This is a genomic window from Ferrovibrio xuzhouensis (assembly GCF_042648965.1).
Taxonomy (GTDB): Bacteria; Pseudomonadota; Alphaproteobacteria; order Ferrovibrionales; family Ferrovibrionaceae; genus Ferrovibrio; species Ferrovibrio xuzhouensis.
In genome coordinates this window covers 390,262-410,177 of the sequence record NZ_JBHRYJ010000002.1, presented here as the reverse complement: position 1 = coordinate 410,177, position 19,916 = coordinate 390,262, and the positions used below count along the sequence as shown (strand labels likewise).

Annotated in this window: 19 protein-coding genes; 2 read left to right on the top strand and 17 right to left on the bottom strand. The window is 65.6% G+C overall.

Features of this window, described 5'->3' with window-relative positions:
• Positions 1-7 precede the first annotated feature (7 nt).
• From ACFOOQ_RS12050 to ACFOOQ_RS11990, 13 genes are all read right to left on the bottom strand, one after another.
• Positions 8-1,987 (bottom strand): heme lyase CcmF/NrfE family subunit, encoded by a 1,980-nt coding sequence (locus tag ACFOOQ_RS12050; RefSeq protein ID WP_379726598.1) that lies wholly within the window; start codon positions 1,985-1,987, stop codon positions 8-10.
• Between the two features lie 12 nt (positions 1,988-1,999).
• The gene (ccmE, locus tag ACFOOQ_RS12045; RefSeq protein ID WP_379726595.1) at positions 2,000-2,512 is read right to left on the bottom strand and encodes a cytochrome c maturation protein CcmE; all 513 of its coding nucleotides are present in this window, start codon (positions 2,510-2,512) and stop codon (positions 2,000-2,002) included.
• Positions 2,513-2,520: 8 nt separating this feature from the next.
• Complete coding sequence (ccmD, locus tag ACFOOQ_RS12040; protein WP_379726592.1) at positions 2,521-2,700, bottom strand: heme exporter protein CcmD; 180 nt, start codon at positions 2,698-2,700, stop codon at positions 2,521-2,523.
• Positions 2,701-2,771: 71 nt separating this feature from the next.
• Positions 2,772-3,503, bottom strand: a complete 732-nt coding sequence (locus tag ACFOOQ_RS12035; RefSeq protein WP_379727555.1) for a heme ABC transporter permease — start codon at positions 3,501-3,503, stop codon at positions 2,772-2,774.
• Between the two features lie 37 nt (positions 3,504-3,540).
• A complete protein-coding gene (gene ccmB / locus ACFOOQ_RS12030) occupies positions 3,541-4,206 on the bottom strand; it encodes a heme exporter protein CcmB (protein ID WP_379726589.1) in 666 nt (221 codons plus the stop codon).
• The gene (gene ccmA / locus ACFOOQ_RS12025; RefSeq protein ID WP_379726586.1) at positions 4,203-4,835 is read right to left on the bottom strand and encodes a heme ABC exporter ATP-binding protein CcmA; all 633 of its coding nucleotides are present in this window, start codon (positions 4,833-4,835) and stop codon (positions 4,203-4,205) included. Before ccmA ends, ccmB begins: the two co-directional genes overlap by 4 nt.
• Positions 4,836-4,891: 56 nt before the next feature.
• Positions 4,892-6,181, bottom strand: a complete 1,290-nt coding sequence (locus tag ACFOOQ_RS12020; RefSeq protein WP_379726583.1) for a phenylacetate--CoA ligase family protein — start codon at positions 6,179-6,181, stop codon at positions 4,892-4,894.
• A gap of 24 nt (positions 6,182-6,205) precedes the next feature.
• Positions 6,206-7,048, bottom strand: coding sequence for an ABC transporter ATP-binding protein (locus tag ACFOOQ_RS12015; RefSeq protein WP_379726580.1), 843 nt, complete (start codon positions 7,046-7,048; stop codon positions 6,206-6,208).
• Between the two features lie 66 nt (positions 7,049-7,114).
• Entirely contained in the window at positions 7,115-8,425 is a 1,311-nt protein-coding gene (locus ACFOOQ_RS12010) for an ABC transporter substrate-binding protein (RefSeq protein WP_379726577.1), read from the bottom strand.
• A gap of 127 nt (positions 8,426-8,552) precedes the next feature.
• On the bottom strand, positions 8,553-9,617 hold the full coding sequence (locus ACFOOQ_RS12005; RefSeq protein WP_379726574.1) for a branched-chain amino acid ABC transporter permease: 1,065 nt from the start codon (positions 9,615-9,617) through the stop codon (positions 8,553-8,555).
• A gap of 13 nt (positions 9,618-9,630) precedes the next feature.
• The gene (locus tag ACFOOQ_RS12000) at positions 9,631-10,515 is read right to left on the bottom strand and encodes a branched-chain amino acid ABC transporter permease (RefSeq protein WP_379726572.1); all 885 of its coding nucleotides are present in this window, start codon (positions 10,513-10,515) and stop codon (positions 9,631-9,633) included.
• Positions 10,516-10,524: 9 nt separating this feature from the next.
• Positions 10,525-11,316, bottom strand: coding sequence for an ABC transporter ATP-binding protein (locus ACFOOQ_RS11995; RefSeq protein WP_379726569.1), 792 nt, complete (start codon positions 11,314-11,316; stop codon positions 10,525-10,527).
• Between the two features lie 6 nt (positions 11,317-11,322).
• Complete coding sequence (locus ACFOOQ_RS11990) at positions 11,323-13,302, bottom strand: AMP-binding protein (protein ID WP_379726566.1); 1,980 nt, start codon at positions 13,300-13,302, stop codon at positions 11,323-11,325.
• A gap of 561 nt (positions 13,303-13,863) precedes the next feature.
• On the opposite strand from ACFOOQ_RS11990, the gene acnA reads away from it, so the two are divergent.
• Positions 13,864-16,560 carry an aconitate hydratase AcnA gene (gene acnA / locus ACFOOQ_RS11985; protein WP_379727552.1) on the top strand — a complete coding sequence of 899 codons (2,697 nt, stop codon included), beginning with the start codon at positions 13,864-13,866 and terminating at the stop codon, positions 16,558-16,560.
• A gap of 93 nt (positions 16,561-16,653) precedes the next feature.
• Positions 16,654-17,217, top strand: a complete 564-nt coding sequence (locus ACFOOQ_RS11980; RefSeq protein ID WP_379726563.1) for a nucleotidyltransferase family protein — start codon at positions 16,654-16,656, stop codon at positions 17,215-17,217.
• Here ACFOOQ_RS11980 and ACFOOQ_RS11975 read toward each other — a convergent pair.
• The 4 genes from ACFOOQ_RS11975 to ACFOOQ_RS11960 form a co-directional block, all read right to left on the bottom strand.
• Positions 17,210-17,653: an FKBP-type peptidyl-prolyl cis-trans isomerase gene (locus ACFOOQ_RS11975; protein WP_379726560.1), complete on the bottom strand. Its 444-nt coding sequence runs from the start codon at positions 17,651-17,653 to the stop codon at positions 17,210-17,212. The two genes, ACFOOQ_RS11980 and ACFOOQ_RS11975, sit on opposite strands and share 8 nt — an antisense overlap.
• A gap of 98 nt (positions 17,654-17,751) precedes the next feature.
• Positions 17,752-18,159, bottom strand: coding sequence for an FKBP-type peptidyl-prolyl cis-trans isomerase (locus ACFOOQ_RS11970; RefSeq protein WP_379726557.1), 408 nt, complete (start codon positions 18,157-18,159; stop codon positions 17,752-17,754).
• Between the two features lie 160 nt (positions 18,160-18,319).
• Positions 18,320-19,204 carry a UDP-2,3-diacylglucosamine diphosphatase gene (locus ACFOOQ_RS11965; protein ID WP_379726554.1) on the bottom strand — a complete coding sequence of 295 codons (885 nt, stop codon included), beginning with the start codon at positions 19,202-19,204 and terminating at the stop codon, positions 18,320-18,322.
• Between the two features lie 234 nt (positions 19,205-19,438).
• Positions 19,439-19,744 (bottom strand): HU family DNA-binding protein, encoded by a 306-nt coding sequence (locus ACFOOQ_RS11960; RefSeq protein WP_379726549.1) that lies wholly within the window; start codon positions 19,742-19,744, stop codon positions 19,439-19,441.
• Positions 19,745-19,916 lie beyond the last annotated feature (172 nt).

Sequence of the window (19,916 nt, the reverse complement as noted above, 5' to 3'; positions counted from 1 at the left end):
GGGACGCTTACTCCGCGGCGGCCGGAACTGCCGCCGTGCGGCGGGCCGGCGCGCCGACGCGATGGCGGCGGTCGCTGAGCGACAGGAAACCGCCACAGGCCATGATCAGCGCACCAAGCCAGATCCAGGAGACCATCGGCTTCCAGTAAAGCCGCACCGCCCAGCCGCGTTCGGCATCGCCCTCGCCCAGCACGGCATAGAGATCGGCGGCGGGCGACGGATGGATGGCGGCCTCGGTGGTTTCCATCGGCGGCTGCTGGTAGCGGCGCTGCGCCGGCGTCATCACCTCGGTGACTTCACCATTGCGGATCACCTCGAAGCGCCCCTGCAACGCCGTGTAGTTCGGGCCCTTCACCGGGCTGACACCGGTGAAGCGATACGAGACCGGACCGACGGCAACCGTATCGCCCGGTTTGATGACCCGCTGCACTTCCACCTGCCAGGTGCTGGACACCGTGATGCCGAGCACCAGCAGGCCGACGCCGAAATGCGCCACCGTCATGCCCCAGGCGGCGCGCGGCAGGCCGCGGGCGCGGCGGAAGGATTCCGCCGGCGACGCGGCGAACAGCTTGACCCTGAGCGCCCATTCGCAGGCGGCGCCGACCGCGAGCCAGATGCCGAGCGCGAGGCCAAGCAGGGCCAGCATGGTCTTGCCGTCCAGCAGCCACAGGCCGACCAGCAGGATGACGATGACGGCGGCCATGGCCGGCAGCAGGCGCTGCAGGGCCGCCCCCAGGTCACCGCGCTTCCAGGCCAGCATCGGCCCAACCACCACGGCGGCCAGCAGGGGCACCATCAGGGGGACGAACACGGTGTTGAAATACTGCGGGCCGACCGACACCTTGGCGCCGCTGATGGCATCGACTGCCAGCGGATACAGCGTGCCGAGCAGCACGGCGGCGGCAGCCACGGCGAACAGCAGGTTGTTGAGCACCAGTGCGCCCTCGCGGCTGAGCGGCGCAAACACGCCGACCGCCTGCAGGGCCGGGGCGCGGAAGGCATACAGCGCCAGGCTGCCGCCGACCACGATGCCAAGGAAGATCAGGATGAAGACGCCGCGGGTCGGATCGGTGGCAAAGGCATGCACCGAGTTCAGCACGCCCGAGCGGACCAGGAAGGTGCCGAGCAGGCTGAGCGAGAAGGTCAGGATGGCGAGCAGCACGGTCCAGCTTTTCAGGGTGTCGCGCTTCTCGACCACGATGGCCGAATGCAGCAAGGCCGTGCCGGCCAGCCAAGGCATGAAGGAGGCATTCTCGACCGGGTCCCAGAACCACCAGCCGCCCCAGCCGAGTTCGTAATAGGCCCACCAGGAACCGAGCGCGATGCCGATGGTGAGGAAGCACCAGGCGGCCAGCGTCCACGGCCGCACCCAGCGCGCCCAGGCCGGATCGACGCGGCCCTCGATCAGGGCGGCGACGGCGAACGCGAAGGCCACCGAAAAGCCGACATAGCCGAGATAGAGAAACGGCGGATGGAAGGCGAGGCCCGGGTCCTGCAGCAGCGGATTGAGGCCGCGGCCTTCCAGCGGCGGCGGCAGCACGCGCAGGAACGGATTCGACGTGAACAGGATGAAGGCGAGAAAGCCGACGCCGATCAGCGCCTGGATGCTGAGCACGCGGGCCTTGAGCGTGGCGGGCAGGTTGTTGCCGAACAGCGCGACGGCAGCGCCGAACAGGCTGAGGATCAGGATCCACAGCAGCAGCGAGCCCTCGTGATTGCCCCACAGACCGGTGACCTTGTAGAGCATCGGCTTCAGCGTGTTGGAATTCTCCGCCACATTGACGATGGAGAAATCCGAGGTGATGTGGCCGTACATCAGGCAGCCGAAGGCGAAGGCAACCAGCAGCGCCTGGCCGAAGGCAGCACTGGGCGCCAGCGCGATCCACGGCTGAATCCGCCGCGCCGCGCCGACCAGCGGCAGGATGCCCTGCACCAGCGCCACCATCAGCGCCAGGATCAGTGCGATATGTCCGAGTTCACCGGCCATTGCGTATCCGCCTCACGATCCCGATTTCGCCGGCGCGGGCATATGCCCCTCGCCTTCGTTCCAGCGGCCGGATTTCTTCAGCGCCGCAGCAACCTCCGGCGGCATGTATTTCTCGTCATGCTTGGCCAGCACCTCGGTGGCGACAAACTGCCCGCCGGGATCAAGCTGGCCGGCGGCCACCACGCCCTGCCCCTCGCGGAACAGGTCGGGCAGCAGGCCAGTATAGCGCACATGCACGGTGTGCTTGAGGTCGGTGACGTCGAATTCGGTGACCAGACCATCCTTCTTCACGCTGCCGGCCTCGACCAGGCCGCCGATGCGGAAGCGCTTGCCGGCGGCGACATGCTGTTCGACCACGTCGCTCGGGCTGTGGAAGAAGACAAGGTTGTCGCTGAAGGCATTCAACACCAGCGCGGTGGCGACCCCAAGGCCGCCGACCAGCGCCAGCACGGCGACCATGCGCTTGCGCTTGCGGCTCCAGCCGCGCCGGCGCCCCGGCATCCTGGACTGGGCGGGTTCAGGCATCGCGCGCCTCAAACATCACGACCGGCCTCCCGCCGGGCCTCGGCATGGTCGCGCTCGGCGGTCTTCATGCGGGCCCGGCTCTGCAGGCCGAGGCCGAGCAGAATCACCAGGGTCACGGCAAAGGCCGGCCAGACGAAACCGGCATAGCCACCCATGGTCAGGAAATTGCCCAGCGAAGACCAGTACAAATGCTAACCCTTTGTTTCCTATGGCCCCGTGGCCAACCTGTGGTGAAAATATAGACTTGCGGGCGTCGCCGCTAGCCGGCGCGGCGATCCGCCGCGGCGCTGAAGCGCAGAATTCGCGCCTGGCGGTCGAGAATCTCGGCCCGCACCCGCAGGCAGAGCATCCAGACATAGTAACCCTCGGCCCCGATGGCGGTCACCAACAGCGGCCAGAGGATGGTCGGATCGATCTTCGAGCCATCCATGGTCAGCACGCTGGAGGGCTGGTGCAGCGTATTCCACCAGTCTACCGAGAACTTGATGACCGGCAGGTTGATGGCGCCGACCAGCGCCAGGATCGCCGCCGCGCGGCCGGCGCGGCCGGGATCGTCGAAGGCCTCCCACAGCGCGATATAGCCGAGATAGAGGAAAAACAGGATCAGCATCGAGGTGAGCCGGGCATCCCAGACCCACCAGGTGCCCCACATCGGCTTGCCCCATAACGATCCCGTGATCAGGCAGATCAGGGTAAACGCCGCGCCGATCGGCGCCGAGGCCTTGGCCGCCAGTTCGGCGACCGGATGCCGCCAGATCAGCGCCACGGCGGACGCCACCGCCATGATCGCGTAGATCGACATGCCCATCCAGGCGGCCGGCACGTGGATATACATGATACGCACCGTCTCGCCCTGCTGGTAATCGGGCGGCGAGAACAGCAGGCCCCAGGCGAGGCCGCCGATCATCCCGGCGATGGCGACCACGGCGGCCCAGGGCCGGATCGCGGTCATCAGACGCAGGAAGCGGGCCGGGTTGGCGAGGGCATGCATGACGGTCCAGTCCATAAGCCCGTTTATAAGGCGCGGGCTATTCCAAGGCCAGCTTGACGGCCCCGGCAATCGCAAACGGGCTGAGCACCAGGCTGCCGGCGAAAAACGCCGCCAGCAGCAGGAGATGCGGTTCCGCCGAGAGGCCATAGGCCGCCGCCTCGACGGCGCCGACGCCGAAGATCAGCACCGGAATCACCAGCGGCAGGGTGATCAGCGGCACCAGGATGGCGCCACGGCGGGCGCCCAGCGTCAGCGCCGCGCCGATGGCGCCAATCAGGCTGAGGCTCGGCGTACCCAGCAGCAGGGCGAGCAGCAGCACCGGGATGGCGGAGGGTTCCATCTGCATGAGAATGGCGAGCAAGGGCGCGATCACGGCGAGCGGCAGCCCGGTGCTGAGCCAGTGCGCCAGGGTCTTGGCCAGCGCCACCAGGGTCAGCGGCAGCGGCGCCTGCGCCAGCAGGTCGAGCGTGCCGTCCTCATGATCGGTCTGGAACAGCCGGTCGAGCGACAGCATGGCGGCGAGCAAAGCCGCCACCCAGATCACGCCCGCCGCGATGCGGGCCAAGATCTGCGGCTCAGGCCCGACGCCGAGCGGAAACAGGCTGACCGCCAGCACGAAGAACAGCAGCGTGTTGAGCGCCGCGCCCTGGGCGCCGAGGCCAAGCCGCAGGTCGCGGCGCACGATGGCCCAGAACGCCCTCATGCCAGCACTCCCTGCGGCAGGTCGAGGACCCGGGCATCGGGCAGCGGTACGGCGACATGGCTGGCCAGCAGCACGATGCCGCCACGGGCCCGGTGATCCGCCAGCACCGTGCCAAGCCAGGCGACGGCAGCGGAATCGAGCGCATTGGTCGGCTCATCGAGCAGCCACAGCGTGGCGGGCGCGACCAGCAGGCGGGCCAGTGCCAGCCGGCGTTTCTGCCCCGCCGAGAGATAGCGGCCGGGCAGCCGGCGCTGGCGGGTAAGGCCGGCCGCATTGAGCGCTGCGCCAGCAGCGGCCGCGGCTTCGGCGGCGCCGAGGCCGAGCAGCTGCGCCCAGAACAGCAGGTTCTCTTCCGCCGTCAATTGCGGCTTCATGGCATCCTGGTGGCCGAGATACTGCAGCCGGGCGCGATGCGCCTCGGGGTCGTCATCGACCGGTGCGTCATCCCACAGCACCCGGCCATCGGCCGGCGGCAGGAAGCCGGCCAGCAGGCGCAGCAGGCTCGACTTGCCGCTGCCGTTCGGGCCGTGCAGCAGCAACGCCTCGCCGGGGGCGAGACGGAAATTCAGGTTCTCAAAAAGCTGACGCTCGCCGCGGATGCAGACGAGCCCTTCGACCGCCAATGCCATGACACGGCGGAGTGTAGCCGTTCCAGAGGCTTACTGGCCAGCCTCCCTGACCAGTCTCACTGATAGGTGCGGAGATCGGCGATCACCTTGCCGTCGTTCGGCAGGCTGCCGGCCGCGACCACTTCGACCTGGCCGCGCAGCTTGCAGACGGCCTGCAGGGTGGCCGCGACCGCGCCGGCATCGACCTGCCCCCGGACCTCGACCTTCAGCACCATGGCGTCGACGTTGTTCTCCGACGTCACCTCGAGACGGGCGCGGGCGATGTCCGGATGGCGGGCCGCAACCTGCGCGATCTGGCCCGGGGTGACGAACATGCCCTTGACCTTGGTGGTCTGGTCGGCGCGACCCATCCAGCCGCGGATGCGGCTGTTGGTGCGGCCGCAGGGGCTGACTCCCGGCATCAGGGCCGACAGGTCACCGGTGGCAAAACGGATCATCGGATAGACCGGATTGGCCAGCACGGTGACCACCACCTCGCCCACTTCGCCCGGCGCCACCGGCTCGCTGGTACCGGGCCGGACGATCTCGACGATGACATCCTCGTCGATGATCATGCCCTCCATGGCCGCCGACTCATAGGCGATCAGGCCGAGCTCCGCCGTGCCGTAGGATTGCAGCACCGCGACGCCCTTGGCCTGCAGCTCGGCGCGCAGCGAAGGCGGCAGGGCCTCGCCGCCGACCAGGCCGGTTTTCAGCGACGCCGTGCCACGCCCCAGTTCGGCGCCCTTCTCCAGCAGGATTTTCAGGAAGGACGGCGTGCCGCAATAGACGCGCGGCTTCAGCTGGGCGATGGCATCGAGCTGCAGTTCGGTATTGCCGATGCCGGCGGGAAACACCGGGCAGCCGATGGCATGGGCCGACCCTTCCGTCATGCGGCCGGCCGGCGTCAGGTGATAGGAAAAGGTGTTGTGCACGAGGTCGCCCGGCCGGCAGCCGACAGCCCACAGGGCGCGGGCAAACCGCCACGGGTCCTTCACCTTTGCCGACGCCCGGCCATAGGCTTCGTACAGCGGTCCCGGCGACTGGAAATAATTGGCGATCTCGGCCGGCTTGCCGCCCTCGAGCCCGCCGAGCGGCGGACGGGCCTGCTGGCGCGGCGCCAGGTCCGACTTGCGGGTAACCGGCAGTTTCGCCAGGGCCGCCAGCGAAGTGATCGCGGCCGGTTTCACGCCCTTCAGGATTTCGCGGTAATAGGGGCTCGCCTTTTTGGCATGGACGATCAGCGCCTGCAGAGCGGCGATCTGCGCCTTCTGCCGCGCTGCCGCGCCGCGCGTCTCGCGCCGGTCGTAGTATTCGTCGGCCCTGATTTTCGGCCGCTTGCCGGTCCGCTCACTCGCACGCGCCACAGGTACCTCCGGAAGATAACGGGATCAGGCCAGCCAGCGCTTGCGCCGGCGGTAATGCTTTACATCGCGGAAACTCATGCGGCCGCCGGTGCCAAGGCCGAGATAGAATTCCTTCACGTCGGAATTCTCGCGGAGCTTGGCGGCCGGACCGTCCATGACGATGCGACCGTTCTCGAGAATGTAGCCGTAGTCGGCATAGCGCAAAGCCATGTTGGTATTCTGCTCGGCGATCAGGAAGCTGACGCCGGTATCCTTGTTCAGCTTGTGGACGATCTCGAAGATTTCCTCCACCAGTTGCGGCGCCAGGCCCATGGAGGGTTCGTCGAGCAGGATCATGTCGGGCTTGCTCATCAGCGCGCGGCCGATCGCCGTCATCTGCTGCTCGCCGCCCGAGGTATAGCCGGCGATGGATTTGCGACGCACCTTGAGGCGTGGGAAATACGTGTAGACCTTCTCGAGGTCCTGGGCGATCGCCCGGCTGCCGTCCGGCCGGGTATAGGCCCCGGTCATCAGGTTTTCCTCGACGGTGAGATGGGCGAAGCAATGCCGCCCCTCCATCACCTGGATCAGGCCCTTCCTGACCACGGTCGACGGATTGAGCTGGTCGATCCGCTCGCCGTGATAGTCGATATGGCCCTTGGTGATATCGCCGCGCTCGGCGCGCAGCAGGTTAGAAATCGCCTTCAGCGTGGTGGTCTTGCCGGCGCCGTTGGCGCCGAGCAGGGCGACGATGCCGCCCTTCGGCACCTGCAGCGACACGCCCTTGAGCACCAGGATGACATGGTTGTAGATCACCTCGATATTGCTGATCGACAGCAACGGCGACTCGACGGCGGCAGCCAGATCAGCGGCAGTCTGTGTGGTCATCGGCGGCATCCGGTTCTGGTCGGAAAAATCCCCCGCCGGCGGAACCGGCGGGGGCGTTTCGGTCGGTTACGACTTGGCGCAGTTGCGCGAGGCGATGTTCTTCTCGCGCGCGTAGGTTTCCGCATCCTTCAGATAGAGCGGCCACAGCTTCTGGTTCTCCGGCGCGATCCAGTCGCTGGCAGTCTTCCACTGGTCACCGCTCCACTGCACGACGACAATCTTGCCGTCACCCAGATGGTTGTCGCAGGCCATCTTGATCGGCTGCAGGAAGCCCTTCAGGCCGAGCTTGGCAATGCGGTCATCGGTCAGGTTGATGGCTTCGAAGCCGTCACGCGACTGCTCGCCATTCATCACCTTGCCTTTGCCGTATTTCTCCTGCGCATCGCGCAGGGCCTCGACGGTGAACATGGCGTTCATGGCACCGCGCAGATAGCCGATCTCGCCGAAATGCTTGGCGCCGTCAGCCGCCTTGCCCTTGTCGACAAGGTACTTCTTCATGTCCTTGAGCAGGCCCATGTCCTTCGACGCACCGTGGAAGCTGAGACCCTTGTAGCCCTTCGCCGCCGCACCCGCCGCCTGCACGTCGCTGTCCTGGCTCGACCACCAGACCCCCAGCATCTTGTCACGCGGGAAGCCGACAGCGGCGGCTTCCTTGATCGACACGGCGTTCATTGCGCCCCAGCCCTGCAGGTAGACATAGTCCGGACGCATCTGGCGGATCTGCAGCCAGATCGACTTCTGCTCGAGACCCGGCGCCGGCACCGGCACCAATTCCAGCTTGAAGCCGAGTTCCTCGGCATAGTTCTGGAAGACCGGGATCGGCTCCTTGCCGTAGGCGATGTCGATATAGACGTAGGCAATCTTCTTGCCCTTCAACTTGTCCTTGCCACCGGCTTCCTTGGCGAAATACTGCACGCCGGCGCTGGCGCCGCCCCAGTAGGTGGCCGGTGCGGTGAACACCCAGGGGAAGATGTTGCCGACCGTCGCCGAGGCGCGGCCGTACCCCATGGAGAAGATCACCGACTTGTCGGCCACCGCGCGGTCGATCAGCGCATAGGTGATGCCGGTCGAATACGGGCTGAAGATGGTGCCGCCCTGCGCCTTCAGGCGCTCGTAGCATTCGACGCCGCGCTCGGTATTATACTGCGTCTCGCATTCCTCGACGCGCAGCTTGACGCCGTTGAGGCCGCCATCGCGTTCGTTGATCAGGTTGACATAGTCGGAGAACCCGTCGGCGACTGGAATGCCGCTCGGCGCATAAGGGCCGGTGCGGTAGACCATCGACGGAATGACCTGTTCCTGCGCCGAGGCGGCATAGGCCACCCCCGCCAGGGAAGCGCCCATTACAAGGGCCGCAATCCACTTGGTTGCTTTCATCTTTGTTTCCTCCCGGTTATGAGCCCGTCCTTGGTGGCGGGCGTTACTGAAACCCTAGCATGCTGGGGTAATACGACAACCCGATTTACGCTTACCGGTCGCCGCCTCGGCGGCTTCCGGCCGGTACTCAGTAAGGAAATGGCCAGAGACGCAGCTTCTCCTTGGCGACCTGCCACAGCCGAGCCAGCCCGTGTGGCTCGAGAATCAGGAAGATCACGATCAGCGCGCCGAACACCATGAATTCCAGGTGCGAGACCAGCGCTGTCGACAGGTCAAAGCCGAGCGCCGGCGGCACCTGGGTCAGGAAGATCGGCAGCAGCAGGATGAAAAACGCGCCAAGGAAGCTGCCGAGGATCGAGCCCAGTCCGCCGATGATGATCATGAACAGCGCCTGGAACGACAGGTTGATGCCGAAGCCGTCCGGCTCGGCCGAGCCCAGATAGACGAACAGGTAAAGGGCGCCGGCAATCCCGACGAAGAAAGAGGACACCGCGAAGGCTGAGAGCTTGGCGACCACCGGCCGGATGCCGATGATCTCGGCCGCGATATCCATGTCGCGGATCGCCATCCACTGCCGGCCGGGATTGCTGCGCACCAGGTTCTTCGCCGCCAGGGTCAGCACGGTGACGATGCCGAGTGCAAACAGGTATTTCTCGACCGGCTGGTCGATCTTCCAGCCGAACAGGGTCAGGTTCGGCACCGACACGACGCCGGAGGCATTGTAGTTGGTGAACCAGCCGATCTTGACGAACAGCCAGGGCAGGAAGAACTGCGCCGCCAGGGTGGCGACCGCCAGATAGAAGCCCTTGATGCGCATCGACGGCAGGCCGAACACCATGCCGACCACAGCGGTGATCAGCCCGGCCAGCACGAAGACCACCAGCAGGTTGAGGTCGGGAATGCGGCTGGCGATGTTCCAGGCCGCCACCGCGCCAACCCCCATGAAGGCGCCGGTACCCAGCGACAGCTGACCGCAATAGCCGGTCAGGATGTTCAGCCCCAGGGCCGCCAGCGACAGGCAGAGAAACGGAATGATCAGCGCGGTGTAGAGATAGTCGGTCGCCACCAGCGGCACGCCGATGAAGGCCACCAGCATCAGCAGGGCAAAGAAGATGCGGTCCTGCGGGATGGTGAAGATCGCCTGGTCGGCGCTGTAGGAGGTCTTGTACTGACCGGACTCGCGATAGAACATGCCCCTGCCCCCGCTATACGCGTTCGATGATTTTTTCGCCGAACAGGCCCTGCGGCCGGATCAGCAGGAAGCCCAGCGCCAGCACATAGGCGAACCAGTTCTCGATGCCGCCACCGACAAACGGTCCGATATAGATTTCGGCCAGCTTCTCGCCGGCGCCGATGATCAGGCCGCCGATGATGGCGCCGGGGACCGAGGTGAAGCCGCCGAGAATCAGCACCGGCAGCGCCTTCAGCGCCAGGGTGACGATGGCCGGCTGCACGCCGAGCTTGGAGCCCCACATGACGCCGGCGACCAGCGCCACCAGACCGGCGATCGCCCAGACGATCACCCAGATCACGTTGAGCGGGATGCCGACCGACTGGGCGGCCTGGTGGTCGTCGGCGACGGCGCGCAGGGCGCGGCCGATGCGGGTCTTCTGGAACACCACCAGCACGGCCAGCAGCAGGCCGGCCACCAGCGCGGCATACAGGTCGAAGGACTGGATCAGGATGTCGCCGTCGAACAGCAGGATCGGATCGGTCGGGATGCCGACATCGAGCTGGCGCACGTTGCTGCCCCAGATCATCTGGCCGAAACCATCGAGGAAGAACGACACCCCGATGGTGGCCATGAACAGGATGATGCCTTCCTGGTTGACCAGATGCCGCAGCACCAGACGCTCGATCGCCCCGGCCAGCAGCACCATCACGGCGATGGTGAAGATCAGCGAGATCCACAGCGGCACACCCAGCTCAATGAAGCCGACGAAAAACAGCCCGGCGAACAGCACCATCGCGCCTTGCGCGAAATTGAACACGCCCGATGCCTTGAAGATCAGCACGAAGCCGAGCGCCACCAGGGAATACATCACGCCGGCCATCAGGCCGCCGATCAGAACCTCGAAGAAAAACGCCATCCCGTCCCCTCAGTGCTGTACGCCAAGATAAGCGTCGATCACCGCCTGGGTGTTCTTCACCTCTTCGGGCACGCCATCGCCGATCTTGCGGCCGTAATCGAGCACCACCACGCGGTCGGAAATGTCCATCACCACGCCCATGTCGTGTTCGATCAGGCAGATCGTGGTGCCGAATTCGTCGTTCACGTCGAGGATGAAGCGGCACATGTCCTGCTTTTCCTCGAGATTCATGCCCGCCATCGGTTCGTCGAGCAGCAGCAGGGACGGCTCGGCGGCGAGCGCGCGGCCGAGTTCGACCCGCTTCTGCAGGCCATAGGGCAGGCGGCCGACCGGGATCTTGCGGATCGCCTCGATCTCGAGGAAATCGATGATGCGTTCGCAGAACTCGCGGTGGACGATCTGCTCCCTCTCGGCCGGCCCCTTGTAGATCGCCGAGCTGAGCAGGCCGGCCTTCATCTTCAGCAGGCGGCCGGTCATGATGTTGTCCAGTGTCGACATGCCGCGGAACAGGGCGATGTTCTGGAAGGTCCGCGCGATACCGTGGCTGGCCGCCTCGTGCGGGCGCATCTGGCGGCGCGCCTCGCCGCGATAGGTGATGGTGCCTTCCTGCGGATGATAAAAGCCGTTGATGCAGTTCAGCATCGATGACTTGCCGGCGCCATTCGGGCCGATGATGGCCAGAATCTCGTGCTCGCGGATCTCGAAGCTGATGTCGGTCAGCGCCTTCACGCCGCCGAAGGACAGGCTGATATTGTCGACCTTCAGCAGAACGTCGCCGATTTTCTTGTGTACAGCCATCATCAGGGGTCAGCCCGCCTTGCGCATCGGCGAATAGGTTTCGACGGAGGCGATCTTCAGATTGGCCTTGAAGCTGCCGGTACGGCCGTCCTCGAAGGTGATCTTGGCATCCACTGCAATCGCCTCGCGGTCCGAATAAAGCGCCTCGATCAGGGCGCCGTAGCGTTCGGCGATGGTGCGGCGGCGCACCTTGCGGGTGCGGGTCAGCTCGCCGTCGTCGGCATCCAGCTCCTTGTGCAGGATCAGGAAGCGGCGCACCTGCGAGGCCGCCATGCTGCTGTCGGAGGCCAGGTCACGGTTGACCTGCTCGATGCAGCCGCGGATCAGGTCATAGACCTCGGTCCGCGCCGCCAGGTCGGAATAGGAGGTATAGGAAATGCCGTTGCGCTCGGCCCAGGAGCCGACCGCGGCAAGATCGATGTTGATGAAGGCGGCAACACTGTCGCGGCCGTCGCCGAAAGCCACTGCCTCGCGGATATATGAGAAGAATTTCAGCTTGTTCTCGACGTATTTCGGCGCAAACAGCGCGCCATTGGTCAGGCGGCCGACATCCTTGGCGCGGTCAATAATGCGCAGGTGGCCGGTATCGGTGAAGACGCCGGCGTCGCCGGTATGCACCCAGCCATCCGCCGTCTTGGTCTCAGCAGTGGCCGCCTCGTTCTTGTAATAGCCGACGAAGACACCGGGACTGCGGTACAGCACCTCGCCGCTGGCCTCGTCGATCTTCACCTCGATGCCGGGGCCGGGTGGGCCGACGGTGTCGGAGCGGACATCCGCATCGGTCTGCAGGCAGAGATAGACCGTGCATTCGGTCTGGCCGTAGAGCTGCTTGAGGTTGATGCCGAGCGCCCGGAAGAAATCGAAGATGTCCGGCCCGATCGCCTCGCCGGCGGTATAGGCGAGCCGCAGGCGGGTCATGCCGAGCACATTCTTGAGCGGCCCGTAGACCAGGAGTTCGCCCAAGCCGTAGCGCAGCCGGTCCATCACTGGCACCGGCTTGCCTTCGAGAATCTTGCGGCCGACACGATGGGCCACGCCGATGAAATAATGGAACATGCCGCGCTTGATCCGGCCGGCATCTTCCATGCGGATCATCACCGTGGTCAACAGGTTTTCGAAAATCCGCGGCGGAGCAAAGAAATAGGTCGGGCCGATCTCGCGCAGGTCCTGCAGCACGGTATCCGCCGATTCCGGGCAGTTCACGCAGAAACCGGCGATGGTCGCCTCGGCATATGAAATAAAATTGTCACCAACCCAGGCCAGTGGCAGGTAAGCGAGGATCTCGTCGCGGTCGGTGATGGTGTCGAACCCGATGGCGAGGTTGGCCGAGCGGACGACATTGTCATGGCTCAGCATGACGCCCTTGGGCCGACCGGTCGTCCCCGATGTGTAACAGATCAGCGAAATATCGCTGCCTTTGCCCTTGGCGATCTCAGCCTCGAAAAAGCCCGGATGAGCCGCATTATGGGCCTGTCCCTGCTCCATGACGACGGCCAGCGGCCGCAGGAAGGGCTGCGTGTAATGGCGCATGCCGCGCGGATCGCTGTAGAGGATGGTCTCCAGCGCCGGCAGGCGGTCTTTCACCACCAGCAGCTTGTCGACCTGCTCCTGGTTTTCCGCCAGCGCGAAGCGGGCCTCGGCGTGCTCGATGACATACTGGATCTCGTCGGCCACGCTGTCCTGGTAGACCGGCACCGGGATGCCGCCAAGCGCCTGCACGGCCGCCATCGCCCAGTAGAGTTCCGGCCGGTTGTCGCCGATCAGCGCCAGCTTGTCGCCGCGCCGAAAGCCCAGCGCCGCCAGGCCGCCGGCCAGATCGGCGACCTTCACTGCAACCTCGCCCCAGGTCCAGCTCTGCCAGATGCCGAGATCCTTTTCGCGCATGGCCGGGCGGTCGCGCCGGTGCCGGGCGTTATAGACCAGAAATTTCGGTACGGTATCGCGCCCCAACGGGTCGATCCCGTCGGGTGCAGCCGACATCTCGGACATTTCAATTCGCCTCCTCTGGCGCGGAGCGGCCAGTGACCGCTCCGTCGTTGTCATTGTTGATAAGCGCCCGGGCAGACGGCCGTCAAGGCCTGTCTTGCCGGGCCCGGGCATTGCCTAAATTTCGACCCCGGTTGAGCTTTCCTCTAGGCGAAAGCCCTTGGCAAACCACCAGTTTTACGGCACCTATGGGCGGCGCCCGACGCGGGTGCGTCTCCCGCGCGGCCCCCTTTCCCATCCGAAGTGCCCTCACGAAAGGATTGCCCCGTGAAAGCCGCGAAGAAAACCCAGCGCAAGTCTGCCAAATCGGCCCGCAAGAGCCCAGCCAAGACGAAGAGCGCGAAGTCCGCCAAGAAAGTCGCCAGCAAGCGCGCCGTGAAGAAGGCTGTGAAGGCCGCCAGCCGCAAGGCGGTCAAGAAGGCCGCGAAGAAAGTCGTCGCAAAGAAAAAGGTCGCAACGAAGAAGAAGGTCGCCGCCAAGAGCAAGACCGCCGTCCGCAAGGTCGTGAAGAAAGCGGCCCCGCGGAAGACGCCGGTTGCCAAGGCGGCCGGTGCCGCCCGTGCGGTGCCGATCGTGGTCGGCCAGGATACCCTGAAGACCCGCCGTACACTGAAGGTCGGCAACAAGACCTACGCCTATTACAGCCTGAAGGCCGCCGAGAAGGCCGGCCTCGGCGACCTGAGCCGCCTGCCCTATTCGCTGAAGGTGCTGCTCGAGAACCTGCTGCGCTACGAAGACGGCCGCAGCGTCTCGGTCGACGACATCAAGGCGGTGGCCAAGTGGCTCAAGGACCGCAAGTCCGACCGCGAGATCGCCTATCGTCCGGCCCGCGTGCTGATGCAGGATTTCACCGGCGTGCCCGCCGTGGTCGATCTTGCTGCCATGCGCGACGCCATGACCGCTTTGGGCCGCGACACCGGCAAGATCAACCCGCTGTCGCCGGTCGACCTGGTGATCGACCATTCCGTCATGGTCGACTATGCCGGCAGCAACGGCGCCTTCAAGAAGAACGTCGACCTCGAGTATGAGCGCAACGGCGAACGCTACGAGTTCCTGCGCTGGGGCCAGACCGGCTTCGACAACTTCCGCGTCGTGCCGCCGGGCACCGGCATCTGCCACCAGGTCAACGTCGAATACCTGGCGCAGACCGTGTGGACCGGCATGGACGGCAAGACCGAGGTCGCCTATCCGGACACCCTGGTCGGCACTGACAGCCACACCACCATGGTGAACTGCCTGGCCGTGCTGGGCTGGGGCGTCGGCGGCATCGAGGCCGAGGCGGCCATGCTGGGCCAGCCGATCTCCATGCTGCTGCCGGAAGTCGTCGGCTTCCGCCTGTCGGGCAAGCCGAAGGAAGGCACCACCGCCACCGACTTGGTGCTGACCGTCACCCAGATGCTGCGCAAGAAGGGCGTAGTCGGAAAGTTCGTGGAATTCTACGGCCCCGGCCTCGACGAACTGTCGATCGCCGACCGTGCCACCGTCGCCAACATGGCGCCGGAATACGGCGCCACCTGCGGCTTCTTCCCGGTCGATGCCGAAACCATCGCCTACCTGAAGTCGTCGGGCCGCGATGCCCAGCGCGTCAAGCTGGTCGAGGCCTACGCCAAGGCGCAGGGCCTGTGGCGCACGCCCAAGGCACCCGAGCCGGTCTTCACCGACACGCTCGAACTCGACCTGTCGACCGTCGAGCCGTCGCTGGCCGGTCCGACCCGCCCCGAGGGCCGCGTCTCGCTGAGCAACGCCGCCACCGAGTTCAAGGAGGCAATGACCGGCTTCTACGGCAAGAAGACCGCGCTCGACTTCCGCGCCAAGGTCGAGAGTTCAAAGTTCGACCTCGGCCATGGCGACGTGGTGATCGCGGCGATCACCTCGTGCACCAACACCTCGAACCCGAGCGTACTGCTGGGCGCCGGCCTGCTGGCCCGCAATGCCGCCAAGAAGGGCCTGAAGGCCAAGCCGTGGGTCAAGACCTCGCTCGCCCCGGGCAGCCAGGTGGTGACCGACTATCTGGCCAAGTCGGGCATGCAGAAGGAACTCGACAAGCTGGGCTTCCAGATCGTCGGTTACGGCTGCACGACCTGCATCGGCAACTCGGGCCCGCTGCCGGACAACATCTCGAAGGCGATCACCGACAACGACTTCGTCGTCGGGGCAGTCCTGTCGGGCAACCGCAACTTCGAAGGCCGCGTCCATCCACTGACCAAGGCGAACTACCTCGCCTCGCCGATGCTGGTGGTGGCCTATGCGCTGGCCGGCAACCTGAAGGTCGACATCACCCGCGAGCCGCTCGGCCATGACGCCAAGGGCAAGCCGGTCTACCTGAAGGACATCTGGCCCTCCAACAAGGAGATCGCCGCAATGGTGCGCAAGTACGTCACCCCGGCGATGTTCAAGAAGCGTTATGCCGACGTCTTCAAGGGCGATCCGAACTGGCGCAAGATCAACGTCGCCTCCAGCAAGACCTATGGCTGGAACGGCGATTCGACCTACGTGCAGCATCCGCCCTACTTCGAGGGCATGAGCACCACGCCGGCGCCGATCACCGACATCAAGGGCGCCCGCCTGCTGGCGCTGCTCGGCGACAAGATCACCACCGACCACATCTCGCCCGCCGGCTCGATCAAGAAGGACGGCCCGGCCGGCAAGTACCTCAGCGAGCATGGCGTCGCCTATGCCGACTTCAACTCCTATGGTGCCCGGCGCGGCAACCACGAGGTGATGATGCGCGGTACCTTTGCCAATATCCGTCTCCGCAACGAGATGGTGCCGGGCACCGAGGGCGGCATCACCAAATACGTGCCGACCGGCGAGACCATGTCGATCTACGACGCGGCGATGAAGTACAAGGCCAGCGGCACCCCGCTGGTGATCGTCGCCGGCAAGGAATACGGCAACGGTTCGTCGCGCGACTGGGCGGCCAAGGGCACCATCCTGCTGGGCGTCAAGGCGGTGATCGCCGAGAGCTACGAGCGCATCCACCGCTCGAACCTGGTTGGCATGGGCGTGGTGCCGCTGCAGTTCCTGCCGGGTACCACCCGCCAGTCGCTCGGCCTCGACGGCAGCGAGAAGTTCGACATTTCGGGCATCGCCACGGGCCTCAAGCCGCGCATGAAGCTGCCGGTGACGATCACCCGGGCCGACGGTTCGGCGCAGACCATCGAGGTGCTGTGCCGCATCGATACGCTCGACGAGATCGACTACTACAAGAATGGCGGCATCCTGCATTACGTGCTGCGCAACCTGGCCAAGGCCGCGTAAGCGCACCGCCCATCTTCGCAGAAACGGAAACGGCCGGGGTAACCCGGCCGTTTTTTGTTTTCGGCGCTGCCTTCCGCCGGCTATACCGGCAGCATGACGCCCGACCCGCAGACGCTGATTCTCCCCAACATGCTGACCAGTGATGCCGGCCTGATGGCGATCCTGCGGGCCGTGCGTGGCCTCGGCCTGCCGGACTGGGCGGTCGGCGCCGGCGCAATCCGCAACCGGATCTGGGACCGGCTGTTCGGCCTGCCGGACGGGCCGCTGGCGGATATCGACGTGCTGTTCTTCGATGCCGTCGACACGACATCGGCCCGTGAGCGGTCAGCTGAGGCGGCGCTGACGGAGGTAACTCCGGGCCTGCCCTGGTCGGTGCGCAACCAGGCGCGCATGCATCTGCGCAACGGCGATGCGCCCTATCGCGACACAGCCGATGCCGTCGCCCACTGGCTGGAAACGCCGACCGCAGTGGCGGCACGGCTGGAGGCTGACGACGGCCTTACGCTGATCGCGCCGCATGGCGCGGCCGACCTGCTGGCCGGGCGGGTGCGACCGACCCCTCGCGGACGCGACAAGCCCGGTGAATACCGGGCCCGCATCGCCGCCAAAGGCTGGCAGCGGCGCTGGCCCGAGCTGGTCATCGAAGGGGTTACTTGAGGTCGATCAGTTCGACATCGAAGATCAGCGTGGCATTCGGCGGGATCACCCCGCCGGCGCCGCGCGCGCCATAGCCGAGCTCGGGCGGGATGATCAGGGTGCGCTGGCCGCCGACCTTCATGCCGGCAACGCCCTCGTCCCAGCCGCGGATCACCCGGCCGGCGCCGAGCGGAAAGGCAAACGGCTGGCCACGGTCGCGCGAGGAATCGAATTTCGCGCCCTTCTTGCCGCCCTCGTAGAGCCAGCCGGTGTAATGCACCACGGCAGTCTGACCGGCCCTGGCGGTGGCGCCGCTGCCGGTCTTCACATCGACATAGCGCAGGCCCGACGGGGTGGTGACTTCATTGGCGGCTCGGGCGGTGCCGGACAGGGTCTGGCCGGCGATCATCGCGGCAACAAGGACAAACGCAGCGAGTGCGCGGCGGGACAGCAACATTTCGGGACGCTCCTGACTGGGTGGCATGGCGATGGGAGTTTTGGGGGAGATTGCGGCCGGATCATGGCCGCACCGCAGGAATGGCCGGCAGAAGCGCGTCAGCGCACGCCGACCAGCTCGAGCTCGAAGAACAGGGTGGCGTTGGGCGGGATGATGCGACCGTTGCCGCGCGCGCCATAGGCAAGATAGGGCGGAATCAGCAGCGCGCGCTTGCCGCCGACTTTCATGTAGGCGACGCCTTCGTCCCAGCCCTTGATCACCTTGCCGTGGCCGAGCTGGAATTCGAAAGGCTGGCCGCGCTTGTAAGAGCTGTCGAAGTTGCGGCCGGGCTTGTCGTTCTCCCACAGCCAGCCGGCGTAATGCACCGAGACCATCTTGCCGGGCTCCGCCTTGTCGCCGGTGCCAATGACAATATCGCCCGACCGCATGCCCGACGGTGTCTGGCGCAGGTTGATCGCTTCTGGCTTGCCACCGATGCCGATGGCGCCCAACAATGACGAAAGCACTCCCATGCCCTTAGAATAGCGCGCAAATCCGTCGCTGCCCAGTATTCATGCACAGGGTGGCCGTTCGCCCAAGACGAGTGCGGACCGGCCGAAATCGGGCCAAATACCTGTGAATTCGAGAGATGGCCTCCGGCCGGCCCTGCCGGACCGGACCGGGCGGTCAGGCGACCGGCTCGGGCACGACCGGCCGGGGAGCGCCTGCCGGCACCGGCCCGCCGCCCGATTCGATCCCGCCGGTTTCGGCATGGCTCTCCTCGTCGGCGAGGGCTGCCGGCTCAAGGTCGAGGGTCTCGCGCAGTTCGGCCCAGTGCAGGATTTCGAGGCGGCCGTCGAAATGCTCGACCAGCGCCGTGCAGCTCTCCACCCAGTCGCCGTCGTTGCAGTAGAGGATGCCGTCGATGTCGCGGATCTCGGCATGATGGATATGGCCGCAGACCACCCCGTCGACATGGCGGCGGCGGGCCTCCTCGGCGATCGCCTGCTCGTAGTCGGAGATGAACTCGACGGCGTTCTTGACCTTGTGCTTCAGGTAGGCCGAAAGCGACCAGTAGGGCAGCCCCATCCGGCGGCGCACATGGTTGAACCAGGTGTTCAGGCTGAGCGCGAAGCCGTAGGCGGCATCGCCCAGCAGGGCGAGCCATTTGGCGCAGGTGACGATGCCGTCGAAATGGTCGCCATGGGTGACCAGGAAGCGGCGCCCGTCGGCAGCCTCGTGAATGGCCTCCATCACCACGGTGACGCCGCCGAACTGCAGTTCGGTAAAATCCCGCAAAGCCTCGTCATGATTGCCCGGCACATAGATCACCGTGGTACCCTTGCGCGCCTTGCGCAGCAGTTTCTGCACCACGTCGTTATGGCTCTGGTGCCAGTACCACGAGCGCTTGAGCCGCCATCCGTCGATGATGTCGCCGACCAGGTAGAGGGTGTCGGACTCGGTGTGGCGCAGGAATTCGAGCAGCAGGTCGGCCTTGCACCCGCGGGTACCGAGGTGGATGTCGGAGATCCAGATCGTCCGGTAATGGGCCGGCCGCAGTGCCATGTTCATCGGTCACCTGTTCGGCGATCGGGCCCGGGGAGAACTGTCCGGCGAATCGCCGTTTAGCGTCACTTTCTGGCCGGGAAGATGAATCCCGGGCCGTCGATTGTCCCGTGAATTTTCCATGACCCGGATAAGACGGTTCGGTGACGGACGACCATCCCGCCGGCGCTGGAAAGCCGGCAAAGAAAAAGGGCCTGCCGTGAGGCAGGCCCTGAACCCGGTCGATCCTTGCGGATGACGTCAGATGGATTCCTTCAGCACCTTGCTGGCGCGGAAGGCAACCTTCTTGGAGGCCTTGATCTTGATCGGCTCGCCGGTCTGCGGGTTGCGGCCCATGCGGGCGGCGCGCTTGCGGACCTGCAGGATGCCGAGGTCGCCGACGCGGACGCGCTCGCCCTTCTTCAGCGACTTGGTGATCGCCGCGAAGAACTCGTCGAACAGGGCAATCGTCGACTTCTTCTGCATCTCGTGCTTTTCAGCCAGCGCAGAGGCGATCTGCTTCGCGGTCACGGTGACCGTCTTGGTGGTGGCGGCCGCTTTAGCCATTGGTCTCTCTCCTCAGAAAAGATGCGTCGAATTGCGTGTTTTTTTGCGAATCGGGAGTTGTTCCCGAATCCTGCATAGCACCGCCCGGGGCGCTTGCCCATCGGCCAATGCACAAAAATCCGCTAGACATGCGGCTTTGTGGCCCCCGGGACGATTCGGAACCGCAAACCAT